This is a genomic window from uncultured Limimaricola sp. (assembly GCF_964022235.1).
Taxonomy (GTDB): domain Bacteria; phylum Pseudomonadota; class Alphaproteobacteria; order Rhodobacterales; family Rhodobacteraceae; genus Limimaricola.
On sequence record NZ_CAXHZL010000002.1, the window covers coordinates 200,794 to 226,179 of the forward strand.

At 67.2% G+C, this 25,386-nt stretch carries 26 protein-coding genes; 9 read left to right on the forward strand and 17 right to left on the reverse strand.

Features of this window, described 5'->3' with window-relative positions:
- Positions 1-2: 2 nt before the first annotated feature.
- The 7 genes from AADJ02_RS03460 to AADJ02_RS03490 form a co-directional block, all read right to left on the reverse strand.
- On the reverse strand, positions 3-1,685 hold the full coding sequence (locus tag AADJ02_RS03460) for an ABC transporter ATP-binding protein (RefSeq protein ID WP_341211591.1): 1,683 nt from the start codon (positions 1,683-1,685) through the stop codon (positions 3-5).
- Positions 1,686-1,690: 5 nt separating this feature from the next.
- A complete protein-coding gene (locus AADJ02_RS03465; RefSeq protein ID WP_341211592.1) occupies positions 1,691-2,773 on the reverse strand; it encodes an ABC transporter permease in 1,083 nt (360 codons plus the stop codon).
- A gap of 71 nt (positions 2,774-2,844) precedes the next feature.
- Entirely contained in the window at positions 2,845-4,212 is a 1,368-nt protein-coding gene (locus AADJ02_RS03470) for a CmpA/NrtA family ABC transporter substrate-binding protein (RefSeq protein ID WP_341211593.1), read from the reverse strand.
- A 271-nt stretch (positions 4,213-4,483) separates the two neighbouring features.
- A complete protein-coding gene (locus AADJ02_RS03475) occupies positions 4,484-5,650 on the reverse strand; it encodes an ABC transporter substrate-binding protein (protein ID WP_341211594.1) in 1,167 nt (388 codons plus the stop codon).
- Positions 5,647-6,207 carry an ANTAR domain-containing protein gene (locus AADJ02_RS03480; protein WP_341211595.1) on the reverse strand — a complete coding sequence of 187 codons (561 nt, stop codon included), beginning with the start codon at positions 6,205-6,207 and terminating at the stop codon, positions 5,647-5,649. The genes AADJ02_RS03475 and AADJ02_RS03480 overlap by 4 nt, the downstream gene beginning before the upstream one ends.
- 199 nt (positions 6,208-6,406) lie before the next feature.
- Entirely contained in the window at positions 6,407-6,634 is a 228-nt protein-coding gene (locus AADJ02_RS03485) for a WGR domain-containing protein (RefSeq protein ID WP_341211596.1), read from the reverse strand.
- Between the two features lie 234 nt (positions 6,635-6,868).
- The gene (locus AADJ02_RS03490) at positions 6,869-7,615 is read right to left on the reverse strand and encodes an alpha/beta fold hydrolase (protein WP_341211597.1); all 747 of its coding nucleotides are present in this window, start codon (positions 7,613-7,615) and stop codon (positions 6,869-6,871) included.
- A 77-nt stretch (positions 7,616-7,692) separates the two neighbouring features.
- Here AADJ02_RS03490 and AADJ02_RS03495 point away from each other — a divergent pair, with 77 nt between their 5' ends.
- Positions 7,693-8,139: an NUDIX hydrolase gene (locus AADJ02_RS03495; RefSeq protein ID WP_341211598.1), complete on the forward strand. Its 447-nt coding sequence runs from the start codon at positions 7,693-7,695 to the stop codon at positions 8,137-8,139.
- On the opposite strand, the gene AADJ02_RS03500 is transcribed toward AADJ02_RS03495, so the two are convergent.
- From AADJ02_RS03500 to groES, 3 genes are all read right to left on the reverse strand, one after another.
- Positions 8,136-8,882 carry a sulfite exporter TauE/SafE family protein gene (locus tag AADJ02_RS03500; RefSeq protein WP_341211599.1) on the reverse strand — a complete coding sequence of 249 codons (747 nt, stop codon included), beginning with the start codon at positions 8,880-8,882 and terminating at the stop codon, positions 8,136-8,138. The genes AADJ02_RS03495 and AADJ02_RS03500 overlap by 4 nt on opposite strands.
- A 150-nt stretch (positions 8,883-9,032) precedes the next feature.
- Entirely contained in the window at positions 9,033-10,682 is a 1,650-nt protein-coding gene (gene groL, locus AADJ02_RS03505; protein WP_341211600.1) for a chaperonin GroEL, read from the reverse strand.
- A gap of 48 nt (positions 10,683-10,730) precedes the next feature.
- Positions 10,731-11,018, reverse strand: coding sequence for a co-chaperone GroES (groES, locus tag AADJ02_RS03510; protein WP_085896098.1), 288 nt, complete (start codon positions 11,016-11,018; stop codon positions 10,731-10,733).
- Positions 11,019-11,667: 649 nt separating this feature from the next.
- On the opposite strand from groES, the gene AADJ02_RS03515 reads away from it, so the two are divergent.
- The 6 genes from AADJ02_RS03515 to AADJ02_RS03540 all read left to right on the forward strand — a co-directional run bounded on the left by AADJ02_RS03515 (position 11,668) and on the right by AADJ02_RS03540 (position 16,335).
- Entirely contained in the window at positions 11,668-11,919 is a 252-nt protein-coding gene (locus AADJ02_RS03515) for a hypothetical protein (RefSeq protein ID WP_341211601.1), read from the forward strand.
- Positions 11,920-12,056: 137 nt separating this feature from the next.
- On the forward strand, positions 12,057-12,974 hold the full coding sequence (locus AADJ02_RS03520) for a manganese-dependent inorganic pyrophosphatase (protein ID WP_341211602.1): 918 nt from the start codon (positions 12,057-12,059) through the stop codon (positions 12,972-12,974).
- A gap of 5 nt (positions 12,975-12,979) precedes the next feature.
- Positions 12,980-13,858: a TIGR01459 family HAD-type hydrolase gene (locus AADJ02_RS03525; RefSeq protein WP_341211603.1), complete on the forward strand. Its 879-nt coding sequence runs from the start codon at positions 12,980-12,982 to the stop codon at positions 13,856-13,858.
- 59 nt (positions 13,859-13,917) lie between these two features.
- Positions 13,918-14,856 carry a bifunctional riboflavin kinase/FAD synthetase gene (locus AADJ02_RS03530; RefSeq protein WP_341211604.1) on the forward strand — a complete coding sequence of 313 codons (939 nt, stop codon included), beginning with the start codon at positions 13,918-13,920 and terminating at the stop codon, positions 14,854-14,856.
- The gene (locus tag AADJ02_RS03535; protein ID WP_341211605.1) at positions 14,849-15,289 is read left to right on the forward strand and encodes a YcgN family cysteine cluster protein; all 441 of its coding nucleotides are present in this window, start codon (positions 14,849-14,851) and stop codon (positions 15,287-15,289) included. Before AADJ02_RS03530 ends, AADJ02_RS03535 begins: the two co-directional genes overlap by 8 nt.
- Positions 15,289-16,335: a beta-eliminating lyase-related protein gene (locus AADJ02_RS03540; protein WP_341211606.1), complete on the forward strand. Its 1,047-nt coding sequence runs from the start codon at positions 15,289-15,291 to the stop codon at positions 16,333-16,335. The genes AADJ02_RS03535 and AADJ02_RS03540 overlap by 1 nt, the downstream gene beginning before the upstream one ends.
- 9 nt (positions 16,336-16,344) lie before the next feature.
- On the opposite strand, the gene AADJ02_RS03545 is transcribed toward AADJ02_RS03540, so the two are convergent.
- Entirely contained in the window at positions 16,345-16,944 is a 600-nt protein-coding gene (locus AADJ02_RS03545; RefSeq protein ID WP_341211607.1) for a 2-hydroxychromene-2-carboxylate isomerase, read from the reverse strand.
- 124 nt (positions 16,945-17,068) lie between these two features.
- Between AADJ02_RS03545 and AADJ02_RS03550 the strand changes: the two genes are divergently transcribed.
- Complete coding sequence (locus tag AADJ02_RS03550) at positions 17,069-18,088, forward strand: ribose-phosphate pyrophosphokinase (RefSeq protein ID WP_341211608.1); 1,020 nt, start codon at positions 17,069-17,071, stop codon at positions 18,086-18,088.
- A gap of 19 nt (positions 18,089-18,107) precedes the next feature.
- Here AADJ02_RS03550 and AADJ02_RS03555 read toward each other — a convergent pair whose 3' ends face one another.
- The 6 genes from AADJ02_RS03555 to AADJ02_RS03580 all read right to left on the reverse strand — a co-directional run bounded on the left by AADJ02_RS03555 (position 18,108) and on the right by AADJ02_RS03580 (position 24,472).
- A complete protein-coding gene (locus AADJ02_RS03555; protein WP_341211609.1) occupies positions 18,108-18,461 on the reverse strand; it encodes a hypothetical protein in 354 nt (117 codons plus the stop codon).
- A gap of 131 nt (positions 18,462-18,592) precedes the next feature.
- Entirely contained in the window at positions 18,593-19,465 is an 873-nt protein-coding gene (locus AADJ02_RS03560; protein WP_341211610.1) for a 50S ribosomal protein L11 methyltransferase, read from the reverse strand.
- Positions 19,466-19,581: 116 nt separating this feature from the next.
- Positions 19,582-20,244 carry a peptide-methionine (S)-S-oxide reductase MsrA gene (gene msrA / locus AADJ02_RS03565; RefSeq protein WP_341211611.1) on the reverse strand — a complete coding sequence of 221 codons (663 nt, stop codon included), beginning with the start codon at positions 20,242-20,244 and terminating at the stop codon, positions 19,582-19,584.
- Positions 20,245-20,300: 56 nt separating this feature from the next.
- Positions 20,301-21,539, reverse strand: a complete 1,239-nt coding sequence (locus AADJ02_RS03570; protein WP_341211612.1) for an MFS transporter — start codon at positions 21,537-21,539, stop codon at positions 20,301-20,303.
- 97 nt (positions 21,540-21,636) lie between these two features.
- Complete coding sequence (locus AADJ02_RS03575; RefSeq protein ID WP_341211613.1) at positions 21,637-22,224, reverse strand: YdeI/OmpD-associated family protein; 588 nt, start codon at positions 22,222-22,224, stop codon at positions 21,637-21,639.
- A gap of 55 nt (positions 22,225-22,279) precedes the next feature.
- On the reverse strand, positions 22,280-24,472 hold the full coding sequence (locus AADJ02_RS03580; RefSeq protein ID WP_341211614.1) for a primosomal protein N': 2,193 nt from the start codon (positions 24,470-24,472) through the stop codon (positions 22,280-22,282).
- Positions 24,473-24,684: 212 nt separating this feature from the next.
- On the opposite strand from AADJ02_RS03580, the gene fsa reads away from it, so the two are divergent.
- The gene (gene fsa / locus AADJ02_RS03585; RefSeq protein WP_341211615.1) at positions 24,685-25,338 is read left to right on the forward strand and encodes a fructose-6-phosphate aldolase; all 654 of its coding nucleotides are present in this window, start codon (positions 24,685-24,687) and stop codon (positions 25,336-25,338) included.
- The last annotated feature ends 48 nt before the right edge of the window (positions 25,339-25,386 follow it).

Here is a 25,386-nt window from a genome sequence, read left to right on the forward strand (position 1 = left end):
GGTCACTCCGCTGCGATGGCGCTTTGCGCCGGTTTGGAGGGGGTGCGGCCGTGCTCGTATTCCTCAAGGAAATCGAGCACCTCTTGCCGGTAGTGGTAGTAGTCCGCGTGCTCCAGCAGCGCCTTGCGAGTGCGCGGGCGCGGCAGCTTCACATCGACGATCTTGCCGATGGTGGCGCGCGGGCCGTTGGTCATCATCACCACGCGGTCGGCCAGAAGGATCGCCTCGTCGACGTCATGGGTGACGCAGACGGCGGTGGTCTTGGTGCGGTCCCACACCTCCATGAGAACCTCCTGAAGCTCCCAGCGGGTGAGTGAGTCGAGCATCCCGAAGGGCTCGTCGAGTAGCAGCAGCTTCGGGGAGAGCGCGAAGGCGCGGGCGATGCCGACGCGCTGGCGCATGCCGTTCGACATCTCGGACGCCATCCGGTCCATCGCGTTGCCCAATCCGACCCGCTCGAGATAGTGCTCAACCACCTCCTGCCGTTCGGACTGCGAGGCGCGGGGATAGACCCGGTCGACGCCCACCGCGACGTTCTCGCGCGCGGTGAGCCAAGGAAACAGCGAGGGGCTCTGGAACACCACGGCGCGCTCGGGGTCGGCGCCCTCGACATGGCGACCGTCGAGCTTGATCGCGCCCTTGGATATCTCGTTGAGACCGGCGGCCATGGTCAGCACGGTGGACTTGCCGCAGCCGGAGTGGCCGATCAGCGAGATGAACTCGCCCCGGTTCATCTTGAGATTGAAGTCCTCGACCACCGTGAGCGGCCCCTTGGGGGTCGGGTAGACCTTGTGGAGCTGGGAGAAATCGAGAAATCGCTCATCGATCAGCCCCTCTTGCGCCTGCTTCTGCGCGGCGGGGAGGCCGTGGATCGGCGTGACGTTGGGCAGGCGGCGCGTGCCCTCGATCTTGGAGGCAATGCCGACATCCATGAGATAGCCCGTGACCTGCGCGCGCAGCGCCTTGAAGGCCGGATCGGTGTTCATCGCGGAGCGGTCGCGCGGACGCGGCAGCGTGACCTTCACCGCCTCGCCCAAGGTGCCATCGGGGTTCAGCGGCACGATCCGGTCGGCGAGCAGGATCGCCTCGTCGACGTCGTTGGTGATCAGCACGCAGGTGGTGCGCTCGCGCTCCCAGATCTCGAGGATCTCGTCGGCGAGGTTGGCCCGCGTCAGCGCGTCGAGCGCCGAGAGCGGCTCGTCGAGAAGCAGCACCTCGGGCTCCATGGCGAGCGCGCGGGCCACCGAGACACGCTGGCGCATACCCCCCGAAAGCTCTGCCGGACGCCGCCCCGTGGCATGGCCCAGCCCCACCATCTCGATGTAGCGCTGGGCCTTGGCGGCCTTCTCGGCGCGGGGCAGTTTGGGGTGCACCGCCTCGACCGCGAGCATCACGTTGCCCGCGACCGTGAGCCACGGCATCAGCGAGTAGCTCTGGAACACCAGCCCGCGCTCGGGGCCAGGGCCGGTGACGGGCGCGCCCTTGAAGGTGACGGCGCCTTTGTCGGGCGTCACCAGACCGGCCATCAGGTTCATCAGCGTCGACTTGCCGCTGCCCGAAAAGCCCAAGATCGCCACGAATTCGCCCTGTGCTACGTCGAGGTCGATGCCTTTCAGCACTTCCTTGCGCGCTTTGCCCTCGCCGAAGCCCTTGGAGACGTTGTCGAATGTGAGAATGCTGTTCATGGCGATCACCGGTTCGGGGCGTAGGTGAAGAGCGATTGCAGCGCGAACATCACCCTATCGAGCAGGAAGCCGATGATGCCGATGGTCAGCACCGCGACGATGATCCGCGCCAGCGAGGACGACGAGCCGTTCTGGAACTCGTCCCAGACGAATTTTCCAAGGCCGGGGTTCTGCGCCAGCATCTCGGCGGCGATCAGTACCATCCAGCCGACGCCAAGCGACAGGCGGAGCCCGGTGAAGATCAGCGGCAGCGCCGAGGGCAGCACCAGCTTGGTGATCTTGGCGTAGGGCGACATCTTGAGCACCTTGGAGACGTTCACCAGATCGCGGTCGACCTGCGCCACGCCGAGCGAGGTATTGATCAGCGTCGGCCAGAGCGAGCAGAGCGTCACGGTGATCGCCGAGACGAGGAACGACTTGGCGAAGAGCCCGTCGCCGCCCGCCGAGGCGGCGGAGACGACCATGGTGACGATCGGCAGCCAGGCCAGCGGCGAGACCGGTTTGAAGATCTGGATCAGCGGGTTCAGGGCGGCGTTGGCGGTGGCCGAAAGGCCCGCCATGATCCCGAGCGGGATCGCCACGGCGCTGGCCACCAGAAAGCCGAAGAACACGGTGACGATCGAAGTGCCGATCTGGTCGTAGTAAGAGGGCGAGCCGGTGAAGGCGATCTCCTTGACCTCGTCGGCGCGGCCCGCCTCGATCAGCCGCTCGTTGCGCAGGTCCACCTGCGCTTCGAACTTGGCCTTCTTTTCGGCGGTGCGCACCGCGTCCTCGTGCAGGCCCACGGCCTCGGTCCAGACCTGCGCCGGTCCCGGGATCGCGCCGAGCGAGGTCTGCACCTGCGGCGCCAGCACCGACCAAAGCGCCAGAAAGCCCGCGATGGCCAGAAGTGGCACGCCCAGGAGACGCCAGACATCGCGCATCTGGGCGCGCGGGTTGTCGCCCGCGGCGGCCTTGATGAGCGGGGTGAGCCAGGCCAGGCCGAGAACCTGGAACCAGCGATCGGCAACTCCGAGGCGGGCAAAGAGCTTGGCGCGGCGCGCCTCGCGCTGGCCGGTCTCGAGGGCGGTGGGATCGACTGCGGTCATGGGGTGTCTCCGGGGGGTTCGCTGCGCGGAAAAGGGGTGCGGGGCCTAGGGGCGGCCCCGCATGGGGGGCCTCAGCCTTGGATCTCGGAGCCGACGACCGTCTGGTCGCCCTTCAGCCCGATCGGCAGGCTGTCGAGATAAGCGTTGGGGGTGCGGCCGTCGTAGCCGATGCCGTCGATGATGTCGGCGGCGGGCGTCGGCGCCTTGTAGCCATCGCTGTCCCAAGGGAAGTCGGCTTCGGAGGCGAGGCCCTCATCGACCAGCATCCGCGCGGCTTCGAGATAGATCTCGGGCTTGTAGACGGATTTGGCGACCTCGTCGTACCAGCCGTCGTCCTTGGCCTCGGCGATCTGACCCCAGCGGCGCATCTGGGTGAGGTACCACACCGCGTCCGAATAGAAGGGATAGGTGGCGTGGTGGCGGAAGAAGGTGTTGAAGTCGGGCACCTCGCGGATGTCGCCCTTCTCGTATTCGAAGGTGCCGGTCATCGAGGCGGCGATCACCTCCGGGTCGGCGCCGACGTAATCGGGGCGCGACAGGATCTCGACCGCTTCTTCACGGTTGGCGTTGTCGTTCTCGTCGAGCCAGATCGCCGCGCGGATCAGCGCCTTGGTCAGCGCGATGGTGGTGTTGGGGTTGGCTTCGACGAATTCGGCGGTCAGGCCGAAGACCTTCTCGGGGTTGTTCTTCCAAAGCTCGTAATCGGTGATCACCGGCACGCCGATGCCCTTGGCCACGGCCTGCTGGTTCCACGGCTCGCCCACGGAGTAGCCGTGGATCGTGCCGGCTTCGAGCGTCGCGGGCATCTGCGGCGGCGGCGTCACCGACAGGTAGACATCCGCACCCACGGTGCCGGTGGCGTCGCCATTGCCGTAAAATCCCGGGTTCAGGCCACCGGCGGCGAGCCAGTAGCGGATCTCGTAATTGTGGGTCGAGACCGGGAACACCATGCCCATGTCGAAACGCTCGCCGCGCGCGGCAAAGGATTCGACCACCGGAGCCAGCGCCTCGGCCGAAATCGGGTGCTGCGGACGGCCTTCGGCGTCGGTGGGAATGTTGGGCTTCATCTCGGCCCAGACCGCGTTCGACACGGTGATGCCATTGCCGTTGAGGTCCATCGAGAAGGGCGTGACGATATGTGCCTCGGTGCCATAGCCGATGGTCGCGGCAAGCGGCTGACCGGCGAGCATATGCGCCCCGTCGAGCTGGCCGTCGATGACGCCGTCGAGCAGCACCTTCCAATTGGCCTGCGCCTCGAGCGTGACGAAGAGCCCCTCGTCCATGAAATAGCCCTGCTCATAGGCGATCGCGAGCGGCGCCATGTCGGTGAGCTTGATGAAACCGAAGGTCAGCTCGTCCTTTTCCAAGGGCAACATCTCGGCCATGGCGGGGCTCGCCAGAAGGGTCGTGGTGGCGAGGATGGCGGAAAGCCTGGTCATGCGCGTCGTTCCCGTCTCAGGGCCCGGGGGGAAGCACCGGGCAAATATCAAAAAAGCCGCCGACTCCGTTCGCGGGACCGCCCCGAAGGGAGGTCGCGAAGAGTCGAGCGGCTTTGCTCGGATCACCCAGCGTGGTGGGGGATATCTGTCGACCGTGCCCCGTTGCCCGGCCTGTATGTTGATCTGACCGTCTTCTCCGCGATGCCGCAAGGGCAATGCTGCAAAGCAGCGTAGCCTCGGGGCCGGAGTCCGCGAACTGCCGATTTTTCGGTCAGTCCGGGAGCGAAAGGTCGAAAACGCGGCCATCGAAGAACCGATCGCGCCGCAGCACCAGCCGACCCGATTCCGACGACGCAGGCGTATCAGCGAGAATCGTGCCTTCGAGCTTTTCGGAGGCGCCGGGCATTTCGGCCCCGGTGCCTTGAAGCAGGCGGCGATACAGATCGGTGCGAAACACGGCCCGCGCCTGCCCCATCGCGGCCTGCGGGTCCTGTCCCGCGCGTTCGGCCAACCGCTCCGCGATCCAAGCGGCCTGACTGCGCCAGGGAAAGCTCGCGGCGCCCGCGTGAAACTCGACGAAGGCCTCCACCCGCCGCGTCTCGCCGCGCGGAGAGACGGTGAGCCGTCCCGACAGGGCGCGGTCGATCACCTCGGCGGGCAGGTTGAGATGCTCGCGCCGTGCCATGATCTCGGCTGCCGTGGTGCGGCTTCCGGGCCGGTCGAGCCAGCGCCCCGCGCGCCAGACCGCGCGCATCAGCCGACCCAAGCTGTCTTCCTCGCGCGCGGCCCAATCGGTGCGCACCGCGAGCACCTTGCCCGGCGCAAAGGCCCAGATCGCGGCACCGGGCAGCAAAAGCTCGCCCACCCCGTTCTCGACCGCGATCGACCCCCATGGCTCGCCCACGCAAAAAGCGTCGATCTCACCGGCGGCGATGGCCTCGGCCATCAGCGGCGGTGGCACGGTGCGGATGTCGATGGCGGGCATGCCCGGCTCGGAAAGCCAGTAGTGCAGAAGCTCGGCATGCATGGAGAAGGGAAACGGCACGCCGATGCGCAGCCCCGTTCCCGCCGCCGCGCGCAACGCCGCACGCGCGGCCACCGCATCCGCGAAATCGAAATTGAACCCTTGGTCGCGCATCCGCTCGGCCAGCGCGCGGCTGACGCCGATCACGTCGCCGTTCACCGCCAGCACCGACACTGCCGAAAGCGGCACCGACACGCCGCCCAGCCCCAGCGCCATGGCGATGGGCACCGGCGACAGCATATGCGCCGCCTCGACGCCGCCAAAGGCCAGCATGTCGCGCAAGGTCGACCACGAGGGCGCGCGCTCCAGCCGAAGCGCGAGGCCCTCCTCGCGCGCAAAGCCCATCTCATGCGCCGCGATCAGCGGGGCCGCGTCGACCAGAGGCATGAAGCCGATTGAAAGCTCGATGCTCATGACAACAGCCCCGCCGCCGTGACCAGCGCCTCGGCCACGTCGGCGACGCGGCGGCCCTGATCCATCGCGGTGCGGCGCAGCAGCGCATAGGCCTCGCCCTCGTCGATGCCGCGCGCCTTCATCAACAGCCCCTTGGCGCGGTCGATCACCTTGCGCTCCTCAAGCGCGCGGCGCGTCGTGGCCAGCTCTGTACGCATCTGGCGGAACACGTGAAAACGGGTGACGGCGGCGTCGATCACCGGCTTGAGCCGCTCTGCGCGCAGCCCGTCGACGACATAGGCCGACACGCCCGCCTCGATCGCGGCCTTGGTCAGCCCGGCTTCGCTGCGGTCGACGAACATAGCCACTGGCCGGTCGAGGGGGCTCGAGGCCAGCGTCAGTTCCTCGAGCGTGTCGCGCGACGGGTTTGCGATGTCGATCAGCACGATGTCGGGGTCGCGTTCGGAAATGCGCCGCGCGAGGCCGGTCTGCTCGCCGATGACATGAATGTCGTAATCGCCCGCCTCACGCAGGCTGTCGACGATCAGCAACGCGCGATCGCGGTCCTTTTCGACCACGACGATAGAAAGCCTGTCCTTGCCTTGGCGTGCCAGAGCCCCGCCTCCCCGATGAGATCAGCCCTCTCCTGCCCGATCCTTGCGCAAAGACCCACGCGCACGCACGAGCGAGAGGCGATCCCGCGCGACGTCGCTCGATTAACAGGCACAGCGGCGAGCATCTGCCTGATTAGCAGGACATTGAAGGATCAGCGCGGGATCAGCGCAGCGCGTAGCCGTGCTTGAGCCGCAGCCGCAAGATCCGGGTCGCGAGATCTTGCGCTTCGCGCACCGTGCCCGAACCCGCGATACGGACCCGCCCGCGCCCGCCGATCCGGCCCCAGCGCACCACCAGCGCGGTCTGCGCAAAGAGATCGGGCTCGAGGCTGATCTCGTAGAAGCGGTAGCAGTTGCGCGCCGCGTCGATCTTTTCGAGGTGGATCTCCATGAAGGCGCCCTGCCCTGCGATGCCACCCCATAAGAAGGGCCCGCCCCCTGTCTGGCAAGGGGCGGGCCGGTCACGTTCGCGCAACGGGCTCGAGGTTTGGCGATCAGCGTCGCGACGCCAGCGTCGGTTCAAGAGGTCAATGCCGAGGAGACCGGCCTGTCATGCCCCTCGCGCCGGGGCATGCGAGAGCGCCGAGGGGCAGGCCCGGCACCGTCGGACCCGGCTGGGCCAGTGTCAGTTCAGGCCGAACAACACGCCGCCCAAGCTCAGCGAGCGGTCGAAGCCTCCCTCGCGCAGGAAGGCCAGCACCTGCGCCATGACCAGCGGGTTGTTCATCATGAAGGTGTGGCTGACCGGCAGGACGATGTGGTCGCGCGCCCCTTCGAGCCGGGTCGATGCGACCGAGACCTTGCCGTCGTCCGGCCCCTCGATCAGCCCCGAGAACACCGGGTTGAGCGAGGAATCCCCCGCGATGATGCCGACCTCGTAGGACGGCAGTGGTTCGAGCCGGTTGGGCAGGCTGCCCGGACCGGTGCCGAGTTGCAGCCCGGCGGGGCCGTTGATCCATTCGAACGGTTCGAATTCGCCGAAGATGTCGACCAGCTCGGAGCCCTTGTTGGGCGGGGCCAGCATGACCACGCGACCCATCTTGGCAGGGCGATGGTCGGTGAGCCAGAGCCGCGCGAGGATGCCGCCCATCGAATGCGTGACGAAATGCACGGTGCGGTCGCCGCAAGCCCGCACGTCGTCGGGCAGAGCATTGACCAGATCCTCGATCCGTGCCTCGGTAGAGGGATAGCCACGGTTGACCACCCGGTAGCCATTGGCCTCGATCACCTCGGCCATCGGCGCGAACGACAGGTCGGTGCGCGCCAGACCGTGCAGGAACACGACGCAGTCCTGCGCCTCCTCGGGGGCGGCGCGCAGGCATCCCGCGAGCAGCGCGAGACAGGCGGTCAGAAGGATCAAGGGGCGTTTCATGGCGTTGATCTAGGCGGCGCGGCGCGCGCGAACAGGGCAGACTTGCCTGCGCCGCGCGCCTTGGCCATGGTCGCGCCATGACAGCCCCCGTCCGCCTTGCCGTGCGCGCGATCCTGATGCGCGAGAACCGCCTGCTTCTGGTCAACGCCTACAAGGGGCGCGACGACCTGTGGTGCGCGCCGGGCGGCGGCGTCGAGCCGCATGCCTCGCTGCCAGACAACCTCGCGCGTGAGTTGCGCGAGGAATGCGGGCTGGAGATCTCGGTGGGCGCACCGTGCCTCGTGAACGAGTTTCATCATGCCCGGCGCGGCTTTCATCAGGTCGATCTCTATTTTCGCTGCGACATCGTCGCGGGCGATCCCGAGGGCGACTGGATCGACCCCGAGGGCGTGGTGAGCCACCGCCGCTGGGTCACGCGCGGCGAAATGGCGGGTCTGCGGGCCAAACCCGACAGCCTCGCCGCCGTGGCATGGAATGATGCGGATGCGCCGGGCTATGATCCTCTGGAACCGATCGTGCTCTAGAGCGCGAAGAACAGCACCGTCATCACGAGGCCGACGCCGGTGATGCCGAGGCGCAAATACTGCATCGGCACGCGCTTGGCCCCGCGCGCGCCGAGGTAGCCGCCGATGGTCGTCGCCACTGCCATGATCAGCGCCGCGTCCCACTCGATCAGCCCCGCGGCGGCATAGGCCACGGCCGAGACCAGCGAAAGCACCGCCGAGAGCAGCACCTTGAGCCCGTTCATGCCGTGCAGGTTCACAAAGCCGATCAGGCCGAGCATCGCCAGAAGCAGGATGCCCAACCCGCCGTTGAAATAGCCGCCATAGATCGACACCGCGAGCACCGCCCCCCCCGAGAGCACCGGCCCCGCCGGGCCAAAGCCGCGCGCCCGCACGAAGGCCAGCACGCGTGGACCGGTGGCGAAGAGGAGCGTGGCGATGAGCAGCAGCCAAGGCACCAGCCCCTCGAACACGGCCCCCGGCGTGACCAGCAACAGCCCCGCCCCGATCAGACCGCCCAATGCCCCGAGCGCGATGATCATGCGCAGCCGCAGCGTGCCCTCGGCCGCCACGTCCGCGCGGTAGCCCCAAGCCGAGCTGGCGTAGCCCGGCAGCGCGCCGATGGTGGCGGTGGCGTTTGCGGCGATGGGCGGCACGCCAAGCCAGATCAGCGCCGGAAAGGTCAGGAAGGTGCCGCCGCCCGCGACGGCGTTGAGCGCGCCTGCGAGGATGCCCGCGACAGTGAGCGTGACAAAGAACAGCATGAGACCTCCCGGCGGCCCCGTCCGATACTCGACCGGGGCCGGGTGATGCATGACGCGCGCATGCACCGGGCGCAAGGCCGTTTGCGCAAACGGAAAAAGGGGGCCTTTCGGCCCCCTTCCCCAGTCTGGATCGATGGTTGATCCGGCAGATTACATCATGCCGCCCATGCCACCCATGCCGCCCATTCCGCCCATGTCCGGGGCACCGCCCTCGTCCTTCTTGGGCTTGTCGGCGATCATGGCTTCGGTGGTGATCAGCAGGCCGGCGACCGAGGAGGCATCCTCGAGCGCGGTGCGGGTCACCTTGGCCGGGTCGATCACGCCGAACTTGAACATGTCGCCATATTCTTCGGTCTGCGCGTTGAAGCCGAAGGTCAGGTCGGTCGACTCGCGGACCTTGCCGGCCACCACGGCGCCGTCGACGCCGGCGTTTTCGGCGATCTGACGCAGCGGCGCTTCGAGCGCACGGCGCACGATGGCGATGCCGGCGTTCTGGTCCGAGTTCTCGCCGGTGAGGCCTTCGAGCGACTTGCCAGCCTGAACGAGAGCGACACCGCCGCCGACGATCACGCCTTCCTGAACCGCGGCGCGGGTCGCGTTGAGCGCGTCATCGACGCGGTCCTTGCGCTCCTTGACCTCGATTTCGGTCATGCCGCCGACGCGGATGACAGCGACGCCGCCGGCGAGCTTGGCAACACGCTCCTGCAGCTTCTCTTTGTCGTAGTCCGAGGTGGTCTCTTCGATCTGGGTCCGGATCTGGGCGACGCGCGCTTCGATCTCGGCCTTCTCGCCGTGGCCGTCGACGATGGTGGTCTCGTCCTTGGTGATCGTCACCTTCTTGGCGGTGCCGAGCATGTCCATGGTGACGTTCTCGAGCTTCATGCCGAGATCTTCCGAGATCACCTGGCCGCCGGTCAGGATCGCGAGGTCCTGCAGCATGGCCTTGCGGCGATCACCGAAGCCCGGCGCCTTGACGGCGGCGATCTTCAGGCCGCCACGCAGCTTGTTGACGACCAGCGTGGCCAAAGCCTCGCCCTCGACGTCCTCGGCGATGATGAGCAGCGGCTTTTGCGACTGGATCACCTGCTCGAGCAGCGGCACCATCGGCTGCAGCGACGAGAGCTTCTTCTCGTGCAGCAGGATCATGCAGTCTTCGAGATCCGCGATCATCTTGTCGGGGTTGGTCACGAAGTAAGGCGACAGGTAACCGCGATCGAACTGCATGCCCTCGACGACCTCGGTCTCGGTCTCAAGGCCCTTGTTCTCTTCGACGGTGATGACACCCTCGTTGCCGACCTTCTGCATCGCGTCGGCGATCTGGCGGCCGATGGCGGCTTCGCCGTTGGCCGAGATGGTGCCGACCTGGGCGACTTCGTCGCTGTCGTTGACGGGACGTGCGGCGGCCTTGATGGCCTCGACGACCTTGGCGGTGGCGAGATCGATGCCGCGCTTGAGGTCCATCGGGTTCATGCCGGCGGCGACCGACTTCAGGCCTTCGCGGATGATCGCCTGGGCCAGAACGGTGGCGGTGGTGGTGCCGTCACCCGCTTCGTCGTTGGTGCGGGAAGCGACTTCCTTCACCATCTGCGCGCCCATGTTCTCGAACTTGTCTTCCAGTTCGATTTCCTTGGCGACGGTGACGCCGTCCTTGGTGATGCGGGGCGCACCGAAGGATTTCTCGATGACCACGTTGCGGCCCTTGGGGCCGAGGGTCACCTTGACCGCGTTCGCGAGCGTGTTGACGCCCTTGAGCATGCGGTTACGGGCATCGGTGTCGAACTTGACGTCCTTGGAAGCCATGTGAGTGCTCCTTGATCTGAATTCAGGTGGGAAAGGTCAGCGAGGGTCTCAGGCGATGATGCCGAGAATGTCGCTTTCCTTCATGATCAGCAGCTCTTCGCCGTTGACGGTGACCTCGGTGCCGGACCACTTGCCGAACAGGACGCGATCGCCTTCCTTGACGGCCATCGCGATCAGTTCGCCGTTGTCCTTGCGGGCGCCGTCGCCACAGGCGATCACTTCGCCTTCGGCCGGCTTTTCCTTGGCGTTGTCGGGGATGATCAGACCGCCCTTGGTCTTCTCTTCGCCCTCGACGCGACGCACCAGGACCCGGTCGTGAAGCGGTTTGAATGCCATCTCTGCAGCTCCTCAGCAGTATTATGTGTTCTCATGCCCCCGATGTCGGGGGCATTAGCACTCCCATCAGGTGAGTGCCAACGACGAGAGAGGTAAGCAGCGCTCACGGAGCTGTCAAGCGGCATGGGACGCGCAAATGTCACGCCTCGCGCGCGCGTATATGAATCTAGAAAAAGGGGGTTCTCACACAGGCGCGTTCGTGCACAATACCGCGCAGGACAACCCCGGATCGGAAGGCGGCTTATGACTCGAGGATATTTTCTCATCGGCTAGATGCCGTGCCGCCGCCTGTCGCGGAGGGACGGCTTTGCCCCCGCCTCCGTACGCCGTTTTCTACAGTTCCAGGGCCTGGCCCATGACCCCCCATAATAACGTGGTCGATCGCTTGACCGCTGCCCGCCGCCGCTTCGCGCGATGCGTCTCGTGCTGCTTGGCGTCGCATCATGCGCCGCTTGGCCGTGTTGGCAGCGCCTTGATTGGCCACCATCCGCGCGCCTCACCCGTCTAGGGCCGAGACCGCCAGCGACCCTGCCCCGCCCCCGGTGACGCCACGCGCGCCACCGTCGGGATGAGGCTTGGCCGCTATCCTGACCGGGCATGGCCTGTCCACGCCCATCAAATCAACCACTGGATGAAAAAGGAAAATCCAATGCATCCACCATTCTACATCGTCGATCACCGCGCCCAGCCCGAGACCCGCGAGCCTTGGGAAGACCACCCCCAGATGCGGCGCGGCGGGCCTGCACGGCTCGATCTGAGCCAACCGCATCCGGGCACCGGCTTTGCCGTGCTGCGCGCCCCAAGCGACGATCCCCCCAAACCCCGCACCGGGGCGGGCGGCGTCTGGCCGCGTCTGCGGGCGATGCTGGATCGCAGGCCGAAGACGGAGCCTGCGCGGTGAAACGAGGGGCGGCGCGCAAAGCCGCGTCGCCCCCGCCCCCGGCCCAACGGAGACCCTCCGGGCGGGTGACAAGCCTTGCGCCCCTGCCTATAAGGCGCGCGACCCGTTCATCCGTATCTCTCCGAAGGATTTTCCCCATGACCACGCTCGTCTTCGGCCACAAGGCGCCCGACACCGATTCGACCGGCTCGCCGCTCATCTGGGCCTGGTACATGTCGCAGCGCGGCGAAACCGCCGAAGCCCGCCTGCTGGGCACCCCCAACACCGAAGCCAAGTTCGTGGCCGAGCGCTGGGGCTTCGAGCTGCCGCAGATCATCGACGACGTGGACGAGGGCCAGAAGGTCGTCATCGTCGACACCAACAACCCCGCCGAGCTGCCCGCCTCGATCAACAAGGCCGACATCACCGCGATCATCGACCACCACAAGCTGTTCGGCGGCCTCGAGACCAAGGGCCCGATCGACATCACCATCAAGCCGGTGGCCTGCACCGCCACCATCATGCATGAGCTGATGGGCCACGTGGCCACCGAGATGCCCGAAGGCATCAAGGGCCTGATGCTGTCGTGCATCCTGTCGGACACGCTCGAGTTCCGCTCGCCCACCACCACTCCTGCCGATCAGGCGCTGGCCGAGCGTCTCGCCGCCGATCTGGGCCTGAACGTGTCGGATTACGCCACCGAGATGTTCGCCGCCAAATCCGACGTCTCGGCCTTCTCCGAGGCCGAGCTGCTGCGCATGGACAGCAAGGAAGTCACCGTCGAGGGCAAGAAGCTGCGCGTCTCGGTGCTCGAGACCACCTCGCCCGAGCAGGTGCTGTCGCGCAAGGCGGCGCTGCTCGAGGCGATGCCGAAGGTCGCCTCCGAGGACGGCGCCGACGAGGTGCTGCTGTTCGTGGTCGACATCCTCGCCGAGCAGGCCACGATGCTGATCCCCAACGCCACCGTGAAGACCATCGCCGAAAAGAGCTTTGACGCGACGGTCGAGGGCGACGCTGTGGTGCTTCCGGGCGTGATGAGCCGCAAGAAGCAGATCATCCCCGCGCTGAAGGTCTGAGGCACATGACCAGGATCATCGAGAGCTTCACCGATATCTCGGGCAGCTATGACGCGGCCTTCGTCGATCTGTGGGGCTGCATGCATGACGGCGTGCGGGCCCATGAGGCCGCCGTCGCCGCGATGCGCGGCTTTCGCGCGAGCGGAGGCAAGGTGATTCTGGTCACGAACTCGCCGCGGCCGCGCAGTTCGGTCGAGGGCCAGATCGAGGGCCTCGGCGTGCCGCGCGATTGCTGGGATTCCATCGCCAGCTCCGGCGATTCGGCCCGCGCCGCGATGTACAAGGGCGCGGTCGGAGAGATGGTCTGGTTCATCGGAGACGACCGCGACGAGACCTTCTTCGAGCCCTTGAAGATCATCAAGGACCCGGTGGAGATCACCCGCACCGATCTGGGGGCGGCGGACGGCATCGTCTGTTGCGGCCCCGAGGACGAGCATGCCGACCCCGAAGTCTATCGCGAGCCATTCGAGCAGGCGATCGCGCGGGGGCTGAAGCTGCTTTGCGCCAACCCCGACATCATCGTCGATCGCGGCGATGAGAGGGTCTGGTGCGCGGGTGCCTTGGCGCGGCTCTACACCGAGATGGGTGGCGAGAGCCTCTATTTCGGCAAGCCGCACGCGCCGATCTACGATCTCGCGCGGCGCCGGTTGGCCGAGATCGATGCCAGCATCGCCGACGACCGTATCATCTGCATCGGCGACGGGCCGCAGACCGACGTGTCGGGGGCTGCCAACGCGGGGCTTGATGGTCTGTTCATCACCGGTGGGCTTTCGGCCGAGGAAACCGGCACCGCACCGGGCGGTCAGCCCGATGCCGACAAGCTCGACGCGCATCTGAAGGGCGAGCGGCAGGCCCCGGCCTATGCCATGGGCTTCCTACGCTGAGGACACGAGGGGCGCGCGCCCGCTTGCGCGCGCCCCGCCTCGCGGCTACCCAAGGCGCCATGCGCATTCTCAGCGACCTTTCAGACATCACCCCCACCGACCGCGGCGCCGCCGCGGCCATCGGTAACTTCGACGGTGTGCATCTGGGCCACCGCGCGGTGATCGACCTCGCCCGCGACAAGGCCGCGCGACTGGGCGCGCCCTTGGGCGTGATGACCTTCGAGCCGCATCCACGCGAGTTCTTTGCCCCCGACGCCCCGCCCTTCCGGCTGATGAACCGCGCAGCACGAGCGCATCGGTTGGAAAAGATCGGCGTCGAGCGACTGTTCGAGCTGCCCTTCGACGCGGCCCTCGCGGCCCTCACGCCGGAGGATTTCGCCCGCAACGTAATCGCCCATGGCCTCGGCCTGCGCCACGTGGTGATCGGGTCCGATTTCCGCTTTGGCAAGGGCCGCGCGGGCGACGCCGCGATGCTCGTGGCACTGGGCCGCGATCATGGCTTTGGCGTCACCGTCTCACCGCTCGTGGCGCTCGATGTGGGAGAGGTCAGCTCTACCGCGATCCGCCACGCCCTGAGCGAGGGCCGCCCCCGCAAGGCTGCCGCGATGCTGGGCCACTGGCACCGGCTCGAGGGCGAGGTGATCCACGGCGAAAAACGCGGTCGCGAGTTGGGCTACCCCACCGCGAACATGGACATCTCCGGCCTGCATATGCCGCGTTTTGGCGTCTATGCGGTCAAGGTCGACGTGCTGGACGGGCCGCATGCGGGCACCTATGACGGCGCGGCCTCGATCGGCGTGCGTCCGATGTTCGGAGAGAACCAGCCCAACTGCGAAACCTTCCTGTTCGACTTCAAGGGCGATCTCTATGGCACCGAGATCTCGGTGGCGCTGGTCGAATACCTGCGCGGCGAGGAAAAATTCGACGGGCTCGACACGCTGATCACCCAGATGGACGCCGACTGCGCCCGCGCGAGGGAGGTGTTGGCCGATGCGTGAGAAGTTCTGGGAGCTGCCGATCGAAAGCCTCGACCGCGCCGAATGGGAGGCGCTCTGCGACGGCTGTGGCAAGTGCTGTCTCAACAAGATCGAGGACGAGGACACCGGCGAGGTGGCGCTGACGCGCATCTCCTGCCGCCTGCTCGACGGGTCGACCTGCCTGTGTTCGAAATACGAGACGCGCCACAAATACGTGCCCGAATGCATCGTGCTGACGCCAGAGAAGATCGCTGAGACGATGTACTGGCTGCCGCAGACCTGCGCCTACCGGCTGCGCGCCGAAGGCCGCCCGCTCTACGGCTGGCACCATCTGATCTCGGGCGATCGGAACACCGTGCACAGCGCCGGAGTCTCGATGATCCACCGCACCGTGCCCGAAACCCAGGTCGATGACGACGATTGGGAAGATCACGTGATCGAGGAGCCGATCTGATGCAGTTTGCTTCCGACAACGCAGGCCCCGCACATCCCGCCGTGCTCGACGCCATCGCGCGGGCCAATGACGGGCATCAGCGCGCCTATGGTGCGGAAAGCGCGATGGAGCGGGTGCGGGATCGCATTCGCGAGATCTTCGAGGCGCCACAGGCCGAGGCGTATCTCGTGGCGACCGGCACGGCGGCGAATTCGCTGATCCTGGGCTGCATGGCGCGGCCCTGGGACGCGATCTTCTGCTCAGAGCACGCGCATATCGAGCATGACGAGGGCAACGCGCCCGAGTTCTACACCGGCGGTGCCAAGCTCAGCCTTGTCCCCGCCCCCGATGGGCGCATCTCGGCGGCGGATCTCGAGAGGGTGATCGGTGCCCCCGGCGCGCGGTCGTTCCACAACGCACAACCCGGCCCGATCTCGATCACCCAAGTGGCCGAAACCGGCAGCGTCTATTCCCTCGACCAGATCCGCGCCATCGGCGATCTCGCCCGCGCGCGCGGCCAGCGGGTCCACATGGACGGCGCGCGATTCGCAAACGCGGTGACGGCCTTGGGCTGCACCCCCGCCGAGATGACGTGGAAGTCGGGCGTCGACGCGCTGAGCTTTGGCGGCACCAAGAACGGCTGCCTCGGAGTCGAGGCGGCGGTGTTCTTCGATCCGACTCTGGCACAGGATTTCGCGCTGCGCCGCAAGCGCGGCGGGCATCTGTTTTCAAAGCACCGGTTTCTCTCGGCACAGATGGAGGCCTATCTGTGCGACGATCTCTGGCGCGACCTTGCCGCCCGAGCCAACGCCGCCTGCGCGCAGCTCGTCGCGGGGCTGGAGCGGCACAGTGACGCCGAAGTGGTCTGGCCCGCCGAGGCCAACCTCGTCTTCGTCACCCTGCCCCGCGCCACCTGCCAGCGGCTGATCGAAGGTGGCGCGGATTTCTACGTGATGGACGGCGATCCGATGAACGGCGCCCCGGACACCCGGCTCACCGCACGCCTCGTCTGCGACTGGTCGCTTGGCGAGGCGCGGGTGGCGCAGTTCTTGTCGCTGCTGGGCTAGGCTGCGACGTCAGAGCTGTCCCGACAGGTGCAGGTCCAGATCTCCGAGACGGTCCTGCCCCCAGAACCGCTCATCGGTATCGGTGATGTAGAAGGGCGATCCGAAGACACCGCGGCGCACCGCCTCCTCGAGGTTCTGGCCGTACTGGTCGGCTGCCATCATCAGGTTGCTCTCGGCGAGGCCCGGATCGAACCCGGCCTCCTCGAGCGCATCGCGGATCACCTCCTCGAGCGCGATGTCCTTTTCCTCGGCCCAGCAGGCGCGTGTGATCGCGTGCACCAGCGTCCCCATGTCGCCGCCGCCCGCCTTCTGGGCGTTGATGATCGCATAGGAGGACGGCGCGCCGTTGGTGGGCCAGTTGGCGGGACGCATCACCAGCGGCAGGCCCGCCTTCTTGGCCTGACGGCGCATTTCCTGCGCGCGGTACTCGAGCCGGCTCGGGTGCCGGTCCTTGGGAAGTTGGCCGCCGGAGCGCGGAAACAGCGCCATCACGTCCATCGGGCGATAGGCGATCTCGGCACCGTGCTTGGCGGCGATCTCCTCGAGCCTGCGCCCGGCGATGTAGACATAGGGCGACAGCGTCGCAAAAAAGTAATCGATCTTCGGCACGTGCGCCCTCCAAGGCTTCCAAGCCCATCGGGCAGGTTTGCGCCATGCTAGGGCTGTGCTAGGCGGTGTCAATCTCCCGCCGCCCCACCCCGGGGCCGCCCAAGCCTGCCAAGGATGCCGCTTGATGCCCACCCTGAACGAGCCGAAGCTGATCGCCGGTAACGCCAACCAGCCCCTCGCCCACGCTGTCGCGCGCCGCATGTCGATGCACCGCGGCATGAACGTCGGTCTCGTCGACGCGCGGATCGAGCGGTTCAACGACCAGGAGATCTTCGTTGAGGTCTATGAGAACGTCCGCGGCGAGGACATGTTCATCATCCAGCCGACCTCGAACCCGGCCAACGACAACCTCATGGAGCTGCTGATCATGGCCGACGCGCTGCGCCGGTCGTCGGCGGCGCGCATCACCGCCGTGATTCCCTACTTCGGCTATGCAAGGCAGGATCGCCGCGCCAAGGCGCGCACGCCGATCTCGGCCAAGCTCGTGGCCAACCTGATCGCCGAGGCCGGGATCGAGCGGGTGCTGACCATGGATCTGCATGCCGCCCAGATCCAGGGCTTCTTCGACATCCCCGTCGACAACCTCTACGCCGCACCGATCTTCGCGCTCGACGTGGCGCATCACTTCAAGGACCGCCGGGGCGACGTCATGGTGGTCTCGCCCGACGTCGGTGGCGTGGCGCGCGCGCGCGAGCTTGCCAAGCGCATCGGCGCGCCGCTCGCCATCGTCGACAAGCGCCGCGAAAAGGCGGGCGAAGTGGCCGAGATGACGGTGATCGGGGACGTGTCGGGCAAGGCCTGCATCATCGTCGACGACATCTGCGACACCGCCGGCACACTGTGCAAGGCAGCCGAGACGCTGATGGAGGCGGGCGCCACCGAGGTGCACAGCTACATCACGCACGGCGTGCTGTCGGGCCCGGCGGTGAGCCGGATCGAGAAGTCGGTGATGAAATCGCTGGTGATCACGGATTCGATCGCGCCGACCGAGGCCGTGAAGAACGCGCCCAACATCCGCATCGTGCCGACCGCGCCGATGTTTGCGCAGGCGATCCTCAACATCTGGAACGGCACGAGCGTCAGCTCGCTGTTCGAGCACGAGACGCTGACCCCGATCTACGAAGGCATGTACGCGACCGAGTGAGGCCGCAACGGCGGGGGCCTCAGCCGAGGAGCCCCGCCAACACCTGCGACAGCAGCGCGGTCACGGCCTCGGGCTGCATCGCCCAAGCCAGCGCGCGCCCCAAGGGGCCCATGGCTTCGAACCGCGACAGCATCTCGGCCAGCGCCGCCATGTCGAGCCGCGCCAGCAGCAGGCTCTTGGCGCCCAGACCCACGAAAATCGGAAACATGGCCAAAGCCAGAAGCACCACACCGGCGCTGCGCTCTTGCGGGAGCGGGGCAAGGGCCACGAAATCGCCATCGTAGACGCTGCGCATCGCGGTGCCATCCGTCTTGCAGACTTTGGCTGCGCTTTGCGGAAAACGGGATTCGATGGTGTGCGACGCGCTGAACATGGCAACTGGCCCTGGCAAGGTGCCCCCACCTCACGGTGTCATGACTATTGCCGGATCATGGCGGAAATGTGGCAAGGGAACCGCTTTCCGGCAGAAAAGTGTTCCCCCGCCTTCTGGCCGACACGCTTGGCTCAACCGCGCTGCATGTCCAGCGTGGTCCATTCGCCGTGGCTTTCGCGGCCCGCGCGCGCAAAACCGTTCGCGACATAGACCGTCTCGACCGCATCGGCCTGCTCGTTGAGAATGCCCGACAGGATCACCCTTCCGCCCGGCGCCACCTTGGACGCCATTTCGGGGGCCAGCGCCACGAGCGGCCCTTTGAGGATGTTGGCGAAAACCAGATCGAAGGGAGCGGCCGCCTCGAGGCTCTCGTGCTCGAAGCCAGCGGCCTCCAGGCATTCCACCTGCCCCGCCATGCCGTTGGCCGCGAGGTTGGCTTCGGCCACCTCGACGGCGACGACGTCGATATCCGAGGCCATCACCCGCGCCTCGGGCCAGACCTTGGCCGCCGCCATAGCCAGCACGGCGGTGCCGCAGCCGATGTCGACGATCCGCGCGGGCATCGCCCCGGCGGTCGCCTGCGCGTCGAGCGCCTTGAGACAGCCCAGCGTGGTGCCGTGGTGTCCGGTGCCAAAGGCCATCGCCGCCTCGATCAGCAGCGGAATGCGCCCCTCGGGCACGCGGTCGGCGTCATGGCTGCCATAGACGAAGAACCGCCCCGCCTCGACCGGGGCCAATTCGCGGCGCACCTTGGCGACCCAGTCCTCGTCGGGCACCTCGGAGACGAGAAAGTGCCCAGCCCCGTGGCTCGCCGCCAGCAGGTCGAGCGCCACGGCATCGGGCGCCTCTTCGAAATAGGCGGTGACCTCGTAGAGCCCCGAGCCGTCCTCGATCTCGAACACGCCGGTGCCGTAGGGCGCGGGCTCGAGGTCCTCGAGCGCCTCGGAGAGCACCTCGCCGCGGCGCTGGTCGTCGAGCTTGGTGATCGCGGTATAGACGGGCATCGGGGTTCTCCGGGCAAAGGGGCTGGGGTGCGGCATAGGCGCAAGCGAAGGGGGCGGTCAATCGCCGCCCCCTGCATGGTGTCGCTAACGGACCGGGGTGGCGCCCCGGAGCAGGCTCAGACGCCGACGCCGACGCCGACGCCGATCGGGCAGGTCACGCCGGTGCCGCCAATGCCACAATAGCCCGACGGGTTCTTGTCGAGATACTGCTGGTGGTAGTCCTCGGCCATGTAGAAGGCGGGCGCATCGACGATCTCGGTGGTGATCGCCCCAAAACCCGCCCCGGTCAGCCGCGGCGCGAACGCCTCGCGCGAGGCTTCGGCGGCGCGCTTCTGGCTCTCGCTGAAGGTATAGATACCTGAGCGGTACTGCGTGCCACGGTCGTTGCCCTGCCGCATGCCTTGGGTCGGGTCGTGGTTCTCCCAGAACACGCGCAGCATCTCGTCATAGCTGGTCTTGGCGGGATCATAGATCACGCGCACCACTTCGTTATGCCCGGTCTTGCCGGTGCAGACCTCTTCGTAGGTCGGATTCGGGGTGTAGCCGCCCGCGTAGCCCACCATGGTCGACTGCACGCCGGGCAGCGTCCAGAACATCCGCTCGACGCCCCAGAAGCAACCCATGCCGAACATCGCGACCTCGAAGCCTTCGGGGGCCTCGGGATCGAGCGGCGTGCCCAGCACGTTGTGGGTGGTGGCGGTGGGGATCGGCTGCGGGCGGCCCGGCAGCGCGTTCTCGGGGGTGACCATCTCGGTCTTGGTCGAACTCAGGCCGAACATCGGGCTCTCCTCGTGTGGTGGCTTGATCGCGATATAGGCATCGCGGCGCCGGAGTTCTACTCCGCCGCGAGCGGCAGCGCGGGGCCTGCGAACACGGTCTCGTGGCCGGGCGCGGGATGGCGTGGGATCATCAGCGCCAGCGCCAGAGATACCCCCGCCATCGCCGCCGCCAGGATGAACACCGCGTCGGGGGCCACCAGCCACAGGTAGCCAAGGCTCGCGGGCAGCACCACGGCCGCGATGTGGTTGATGGTGAAGGCCACGGCGGCGGTGGGGGCGATGTCGCCGGGATCGGCGATCTTCTGGAAGTAGGTCTTGAGCGCCAGCGCCAGCGCGAAGAACACGTTGTCGATCACGTAGAGGATCGCCGCCACCATCACGCCCCAGCCGAACCAGTAGAGCCCGCCATAGGCGAAAAACACCGCCATCAGGCCCGCGTATTCGATCATCAGCGCCTTTTTCTCGCCCCAGCGGGCCACGGCGCGGCCGATAAGAGGCGCGCCGAAGATGTTGGTCAGCAGCGTCACGAGAAACAGCGCCGTCACCTCGTGCACGTCGTAGCCGAACTTCTCGACCATCATGAAGCCTGCGAAGACCACGAAGATCTGCCGCCGCGCGCCTGCCATGAACTGCAGCGCGTAGTAGAGCCAGTAGCGCCGACGCAGCACGAAGCTCTTGGTCTGCGGATGCGGCGCGCGAAAGCTCGGGAAGGCGATCCAGCAATAGAGCGCCACCAAGGCGGTGAAGCCGCCTGAGACAATGTAGACGAAGTCATAGGACAGCTCGAGGCTCTCCCACGTGAGAACGATCGCAAGATAGGCGATGAGCGTGGCCCCCGCCCCCGCCGAGACGATCCAGCCCAGCATCTGCGGCGCGCGGTCCTTGGGGAGCCACTGAAGCTGCAGCGACTGGTTCACCGTCTCGAAGTAATGAAAGCCGATCGACGACAGCATGGTGATCGTCAGGATGCCGCCCATCGAGGGAAATTGCGCAGTAAGCGCGGTGGCGACACCCAGAAGGCCCAGCGCCACCAGCGCCAGCGTCTGCTCGCGCACGAAGATCAGGATCGCGATAACGCCGATGGCGAGAAAGCCCGGCACCTCACGCACCGTGTGCAGCCAGCCGATGTCCGAGCCGTCAAAGCCCGCCGCCTCGATGACGAAGTTGTTCAGAAGCGCCGACCATGTGGCGAAGGCCACTGGCATCGCCATCGCCATCAAGAACAGCAGCGTGATCGGACGGCGCCAGATCGGCAGGGTCCGGGCGTCGGACAGGGGCATCGGAATACGTGTCATCCGCAAGCATTACGCCGGTCGCGCGCGCATGGCGAGAGGGTATGCGCCGCGACACCCCGCGTGGGGGACACGGCGGGCGGAACGCAGTCTTGGCGCATCAGCGGTCGTGGATGCCCTTGCCCGCAAAGATCTGCGGCGTCCATTTCTCGATCCGGGCATGGCGGGTCGCAGCTTGCTTGGCACCAGCGATGGTGAGCGCATAGCCGCGCTGCCGCCCGGGTGTCAGCGCGGCAAAGGCCTCGGCAAGCGCAGGGTTCGCGTCGAGCGCCGCGACCAGCTCCTCGGGCAGGTCGATGTCGTCCTTGGGCAGCACCACGCGGCGACCGGCGCGGTCGATCGCCACCGCCTCGGCGATATAGCGGCGCAGCACCGTCTCTTGCGCCGCGATGTCGTCCATATCCCGAAACACCATCATCCGCACCGCGCGCGAGTTCGGCCCCGGCGCCACCAGCATGCCTTCGGGGTCCGAGAGCAGAACGCCCTTGAAGAAGGAGATGCCGCAGCGCTCGGCATAGCCCGCGATCATGGCCAGATTGCCGCCCGCGCAGGTGTAGCAGGGCGCGCGCCACTTCCAGACCTCCTCGATGCCGTCGGTGTCGCGCAGGATCGCCCTGAGCGCCGATTTCTCCGCCATCCAGCGCCCTTCGCGCGCATAGAAGGCCTCGATCCGTGCCTCGTCGTCCATGATCCGCCCCTCTCCTGCGCAATCCTTTCCCGCGCAGGGGGGCGCGGTCAACGGCTCACAGGAAGCTCTGCGGGTCGATGTCGATGGCAAGCCGCAGGTTGGCGGGCAGCCGCACCTGCGCCGCCCATTCGGCCAGAGCGGATTGCAAAGGCGCTGCCTTTTCGGCCTTGACCAGAAGCCGCACCCGATGCCGCCCGCGCACCCGCGCGATGGGGGCCGGTGCCGGGCCAAAAACCTGCGCGCCGATCCGGCGCAGCGGCGCGTCGAGCCGCGCCAGCCGATTGCCCAGATCGAAGGCGGCCTGCATGTCCGGAGACGAGATCACGATCCCCGCCATACGCCCATAGGGCGGCACGCCTGCGGCACGGCGGGCGGCGGCCTCGGCGGCCCAGAATCCCTCCTCATCGCCCGACAGGATCGCGCGGATCACCGGGTGCTCCGGCTGGAAGCTCTGCAAGAGCGCTGTGCCGCGCGCCTCGGCCCGCCCCGCGCGGCCCGCCACCTGCCGCATCAGCTGAAACGTGCGCTCGGCGGCGCGCAGGTCCGACCCCTGCAGCCCCAGATCGCTGTCGATCACGCCCACCAGCGTCAGCTTGGGGAAGTTGTGGCCCTTGGCGACGAGCTGCGTGCCGACGACGATGTCGGCGGCCCCTTCGGCGATCTCCAGAATACGGGCCTTGAGCGCGCGGGCCGAGCCGAACAGATCCGAGGAGAGCACCGTCACGCGGGCATCCGGAAACAGCGCCTGCGCCTCTTCGGTGATCCGTTCCACCCCCGGCCCCACGGCGGCGAGCTTGCCCGCCACCTCGCAGTTCGGGCAGGTCTCGGGCATCGGCGCGGTCTCGCCGCACTGGTGGCACATGAGCCGCTTGAGAAACCGATGCTCGACCATCCGCGCGTCGCAATGTTTGCAGCCGATCTGGTGCCCGCAGGCGCGACACAGCGTCAGCGGCGCATAGCCACGGCGGTTGAGGAACAACAGCGACTGCTCGCCGCGCTCCAGCCGCTGCATCACGGCCCCTCTGAGCGCCGGAGAAATCCAACTTCCCGAGGGCACCTCCTCGGTGCGCATGTCGATGGCGCGCATCTCGGGCATGACGGCGGGGCCATAGCGGCTTTCGAGATCGAGGCGGGTGTATTTGCCCGACTGGACGTTGACCCAGCTCTCGAGGCTCGGTGTGGCCGAGGCCAGCACCACCTGCGCCTTTTCCAATGATGCCCGCAGCACCGACATGTCACGCGCATTATAAAGAACGCCGTCCTCCTGCTTGTAGGAGGTGTCGTGCTCTTCATCGACGACGATCAGCCCGAGGTCATGGAACGGCAGGAACAGCGCCGAGCGCGCGCCGACCACAAGCTGCGCACCGTTCTCGGCCACCATCTTCCAGCAGCGCCGCCGCTCGGTCGTGGTCACGCCCGAATGCCATTCGGCGGGCCTGGCACCAAAGCGCGCCTCGACGCGGGTGAGGAATTCCGCCGTCAGCGCGATCTCGGGCAGCAGCACCAGCGCCTGCCGCCCGCGGGCGAGACAGGCGGCGACCGCTTCGAGATAGACCTCGGTCTTGCCCGAGCCGGTCACACCCTTCAGCAGCGTCGTGCCATAACGCCCGGCCTCGATCCCCTCGCGCAGACTTGCGGCTGCCGTGGCCTGATCGCCGCTGAGCGCCTTGCCCGGCATATGCGGATCGAGGGGCGGATATGGCACGTCGCGCGGGGCCTCCTCCTCGACCACGGCGCCAGAGGCCACCAGCCCCTTGACCACCGAGGAGCCGACACCCGCGAGGTCGGCCAGCTCGCCCAGCATGAAGCCCATGCCGTCGTGCTCTTCGAGCAGGTCGAGCACCCGGGCGCGGGCCGGCGTCATCCGCGCGGGCTGGCCATGGCCGCGCCGGTAGATCTTGCGCATCCCCGGCGGGTCGGTGAGCCCCGGCGCGCGGGTGGCGAGGCGCAGCATCGCGGGCATCGGCGTCAGCGTGTAATCCGCGACCCGGCCCAAAAATTCGCGCATGGCCGGGCGCATCGCCGGGATGTCGAGCACGCGGATCGCGGATTTCACCTTGGCAGGGTCGTAATCCCCCGCCCCCGGCCCCCAGACCACGCCCGTGACCTTGCGCGGCCCGAACGGCACCTCGACATGATCGCCCGCCCCGCAGCCGCCCGCGGGCGCGCGATAGTCGAGCACCCGGTCGAGCGGCTGTGTCGTCAGCACACCGATCAGCGCGCCTTGCTCGAAGCGGGGGGATGTCATGGGCGGGGCGGTATCCTCGGGCCGGACGGGAAAGAGCCGCCAACATGCGCCGCGCCCCGCCCAGCTTCAAGGGATCGGCATGTCGCAGCCTTCACGCCGCCTTCGCCGGTTCCCATATGGGAAAGGCGCTGTTCGACCACTGCGGCAATTGCTAGACCAAGGCCGAAGCCGCCTCGACCGGGGGCGCGCGACACCTGACAGGGAGAAACTCCATGAAATTCTTCGTCGATACCGCCGAGATCGACCAGATCCGCGAACTCAACGATCTGGGCATGGTCGACGGCGTCACCACCAACCCGTCGCTGATCATGAAGTCGGGCCGTGACATCAAGGAAGTCACCAAGGAGATCTGCTCGATCGTCTCCGGCCCCGTCTCGGCCGAAACCGTGGCGCTCGACGCCGAAGGCATGATCGCCGAAGGCCGTGAGCTGGCCAAGATCGCCGACAACATCGCGATCAAGGTGCCGCTGACCTGGGACGGCCTCAAGGCCTGCAAGGTGCTCACCGACGAGGGCCGGATGGTCAACGTCACGCTGTGCTTCTCGGCCAACCAGGCACTTCTCGCCGCCAAGGCGGGTGCCACCTTCATCTCGCCCTTCATCGGCCGCCTCGACGACCTGAACCTCGACGGGATGGAGTTGATCGCCGACATCCGGCAGATCTACGACAACTACGGCTTCGAGACGCAGATCCTCGCCGCCTCGATCCGCAACGCCAACCATATGTCCGACGCCGCCAAGATCGGCGCCGACGTGGCGACGGCCCCCGCCGCCGTGATCAAGGCGATGGCCAATCATGTGCTGACCGACAAGGGGCTCGACGCCTTCCTCAAGGACTGGGCCTCGACCGGGCAGAAGATCGTCTGACCCTTTCGGCGGGGCGCTGTGCCTTCCGGGCCGCGCCCCGCCGCATTC

What these genes read in the sequence shown, in the direction of transcription:
- AADJ02_RS03495 (WP_341211598.1), top strand. Translation starts at nt 7,693, where the DNA reads ATGACAGCCCCCGTCCGCCTTGCCGTGCGCGCGATCCTGATGCGCGAG.
- AADJ02_RS03560 (WP_341211610.1), bottom strand. Translation starts at nt 19,465, where the DNA reads ATGCCCGTCTATACCGCGATCACCAAGCTCGACGACCAGCGCCGCGGC.
- AADJ02_RS03470 (WP_341211593.1), bottom strand. Translation starts at nt 4,212, where the DNA reads ATGACCAGGCTTTCCGCCATCCTCGCCACCACGACCCTTCTGGCGAGC.
- AADJ02_RS03530 (WP_341211604.1), top strand. Translation starts at nt 13,918, where the DNA reads ATGCGCATTCTCAGCGACCTTTCAGACATCACCCCCACCGACCGCGGC.
- fsa (WP_341211615.1), top strand. Translation starts at nt 24,685, where the DNA reads ATGAAATTCTTCGTCGATACCGCCGAGATCGACCAGATCCGCGAACTC.
- AADJ02_RS03485 (WP_341211596.1), bottom strand. Translation starts at nt 6,634, where the DNA reads ATGGAGATCCACCTCGAAAAGATCGACGCGGCGCGCAACTGCTACCGC.
- AADJ02_RS03540 (WP_341211606.1), top strand. Translation starts at nt 15,289, where the DNA reads ATGCAGTTTGCTTCCGACAACGCAGGCCCCGCACATCCCGCCGTGCTC.
- AADJ02_RS03465 (WP_341211592.1), bottom strand. Translation starts at nt 2,773, where the DNA reads ATGACCGCAGTCGATCCCACCGCCCTCGAGACCGGCCAGCGCGAGGCG.
- AADJ02_RS03475 (WP_341211594.1), bottom strand. Translation starts at nt 5,650, where the DNA reads ATGAGCATCGAGCTTTCAATCGGCTTCATGCCTCTGGTCGACGCGGCC.
- groL (WP_341211600.1), bottom strand. Translation starts at nt 10,682, where the DNA reads ATGGCTTCCAAGGACGTCAAGTTCGACACCGATGCCCGTAACCGCATG.
- AADJ02_RS03515 (WP_341211601.1), top strand. Translation starts at nt 11,668, where the DNA reads ATGCATCCACCATTCTACATCGTCGATCACCGCGCCCAGCCCGAGACC.
- AADJ02_RS03555 (WP_341211609.1), bottom strand. Translation starts at nt 18,461, where the DNA reads ATGTTCAGCGCGTCGCACACCATCGAATCCCGTTTTCCGCAAAGCGCA.
- AADJ02_RS03525 (WP_341211603.1), top strand. Translation starts at nt 12,980, where the DNA reads ATGACCAGGATCATCGAGAGCTTCACCGATATCTCGGGCAGCTATGAC.
- msrA (WP_341211611.1), bottom strand. Translation starts at nt 20,244, where the DNA reads ATGTTCGGCCTGAGTTCGACCAAGACCGAGATGGTCACCCCCGAGAAC.
- AADJ02_RS03520 (WP_341211602.1), top strand. Translation starts at nt 12,057, where the DNA reads ATGACCACGCTCGTCTTCGGCCACAAGGCGCCCGACACCGATTCGACC.
- AADJ02_RS03490 (WP_341211597.1), bottom strand. Translation starts at nt 7,615, where the DNA reads ATGAAACGCCCCTTGATCCTTCTGACCGCCTGTCTCGCGCTGCTCGCG.
- AADJ02_RS03550 (WP_341211608.1), top strand. Translation starts at nt 17,069, where the DNA reads ATGCCCACCCTGAACGAGCCGAAGCTGATCGCCGGTAACGCCAACCAG.
- AADJ02_RS03580 (WP_341211614.1), bottom strand. Translation starts at nt 24,472, where the DNA reads ATGACATCCCCCCGCTTCGAGCAAGGCGCGCTGATCGGTGTGCTGACG.
- AADJ02_RS03575 (WP_341211613.1), bottom strand. Translation starts at nt 22,224, where the DNA reads ATGGACGACGAGGCACGGATCGAGGCCTTCTATGCGCGCGAAGGGCGC.
- AADJ02_RS03500 (WP_341211599.1), bottom strand. Translation starts at nt 8,882, where the DNA reads ATGCTGTTCTTTGTCACGCTCACTGTCGCGGGCATCCTCGCAGGCGCG.
- AADJ02_RS03460 (WP_341211591.1), bottom strand. Translation starts at nt 1,685, where the DNA reads ATGAACAGCATTCTCACATTCGACAACGTCTCCAAGGGCTTCGGCGAG.
- AADJ02_RS03535 (WP_341211605.1), top strand. Translation starts at nt 14,849, where the DNA reads ATGCGTGAGAAGTTCTGGGAGCTGCCGATCGAAAGCCTCGACCGCGCC.
- AADJ02_RS03570 (WP_341211612.1), bottom strand. Translation starts at nt 21,539, where the DNA reads ATGACACGTATTCCGATGCCCCTGTCCGACGCCCGGACCCTGCCGATC.
- groES (WP_085896098.1), bottom strand. Translation starts at nt 11,018, where the DNA reads ATGGCATTCAAACCGCTTCACGACCGGGTCCTGGTGCGTCGCGTCGAG.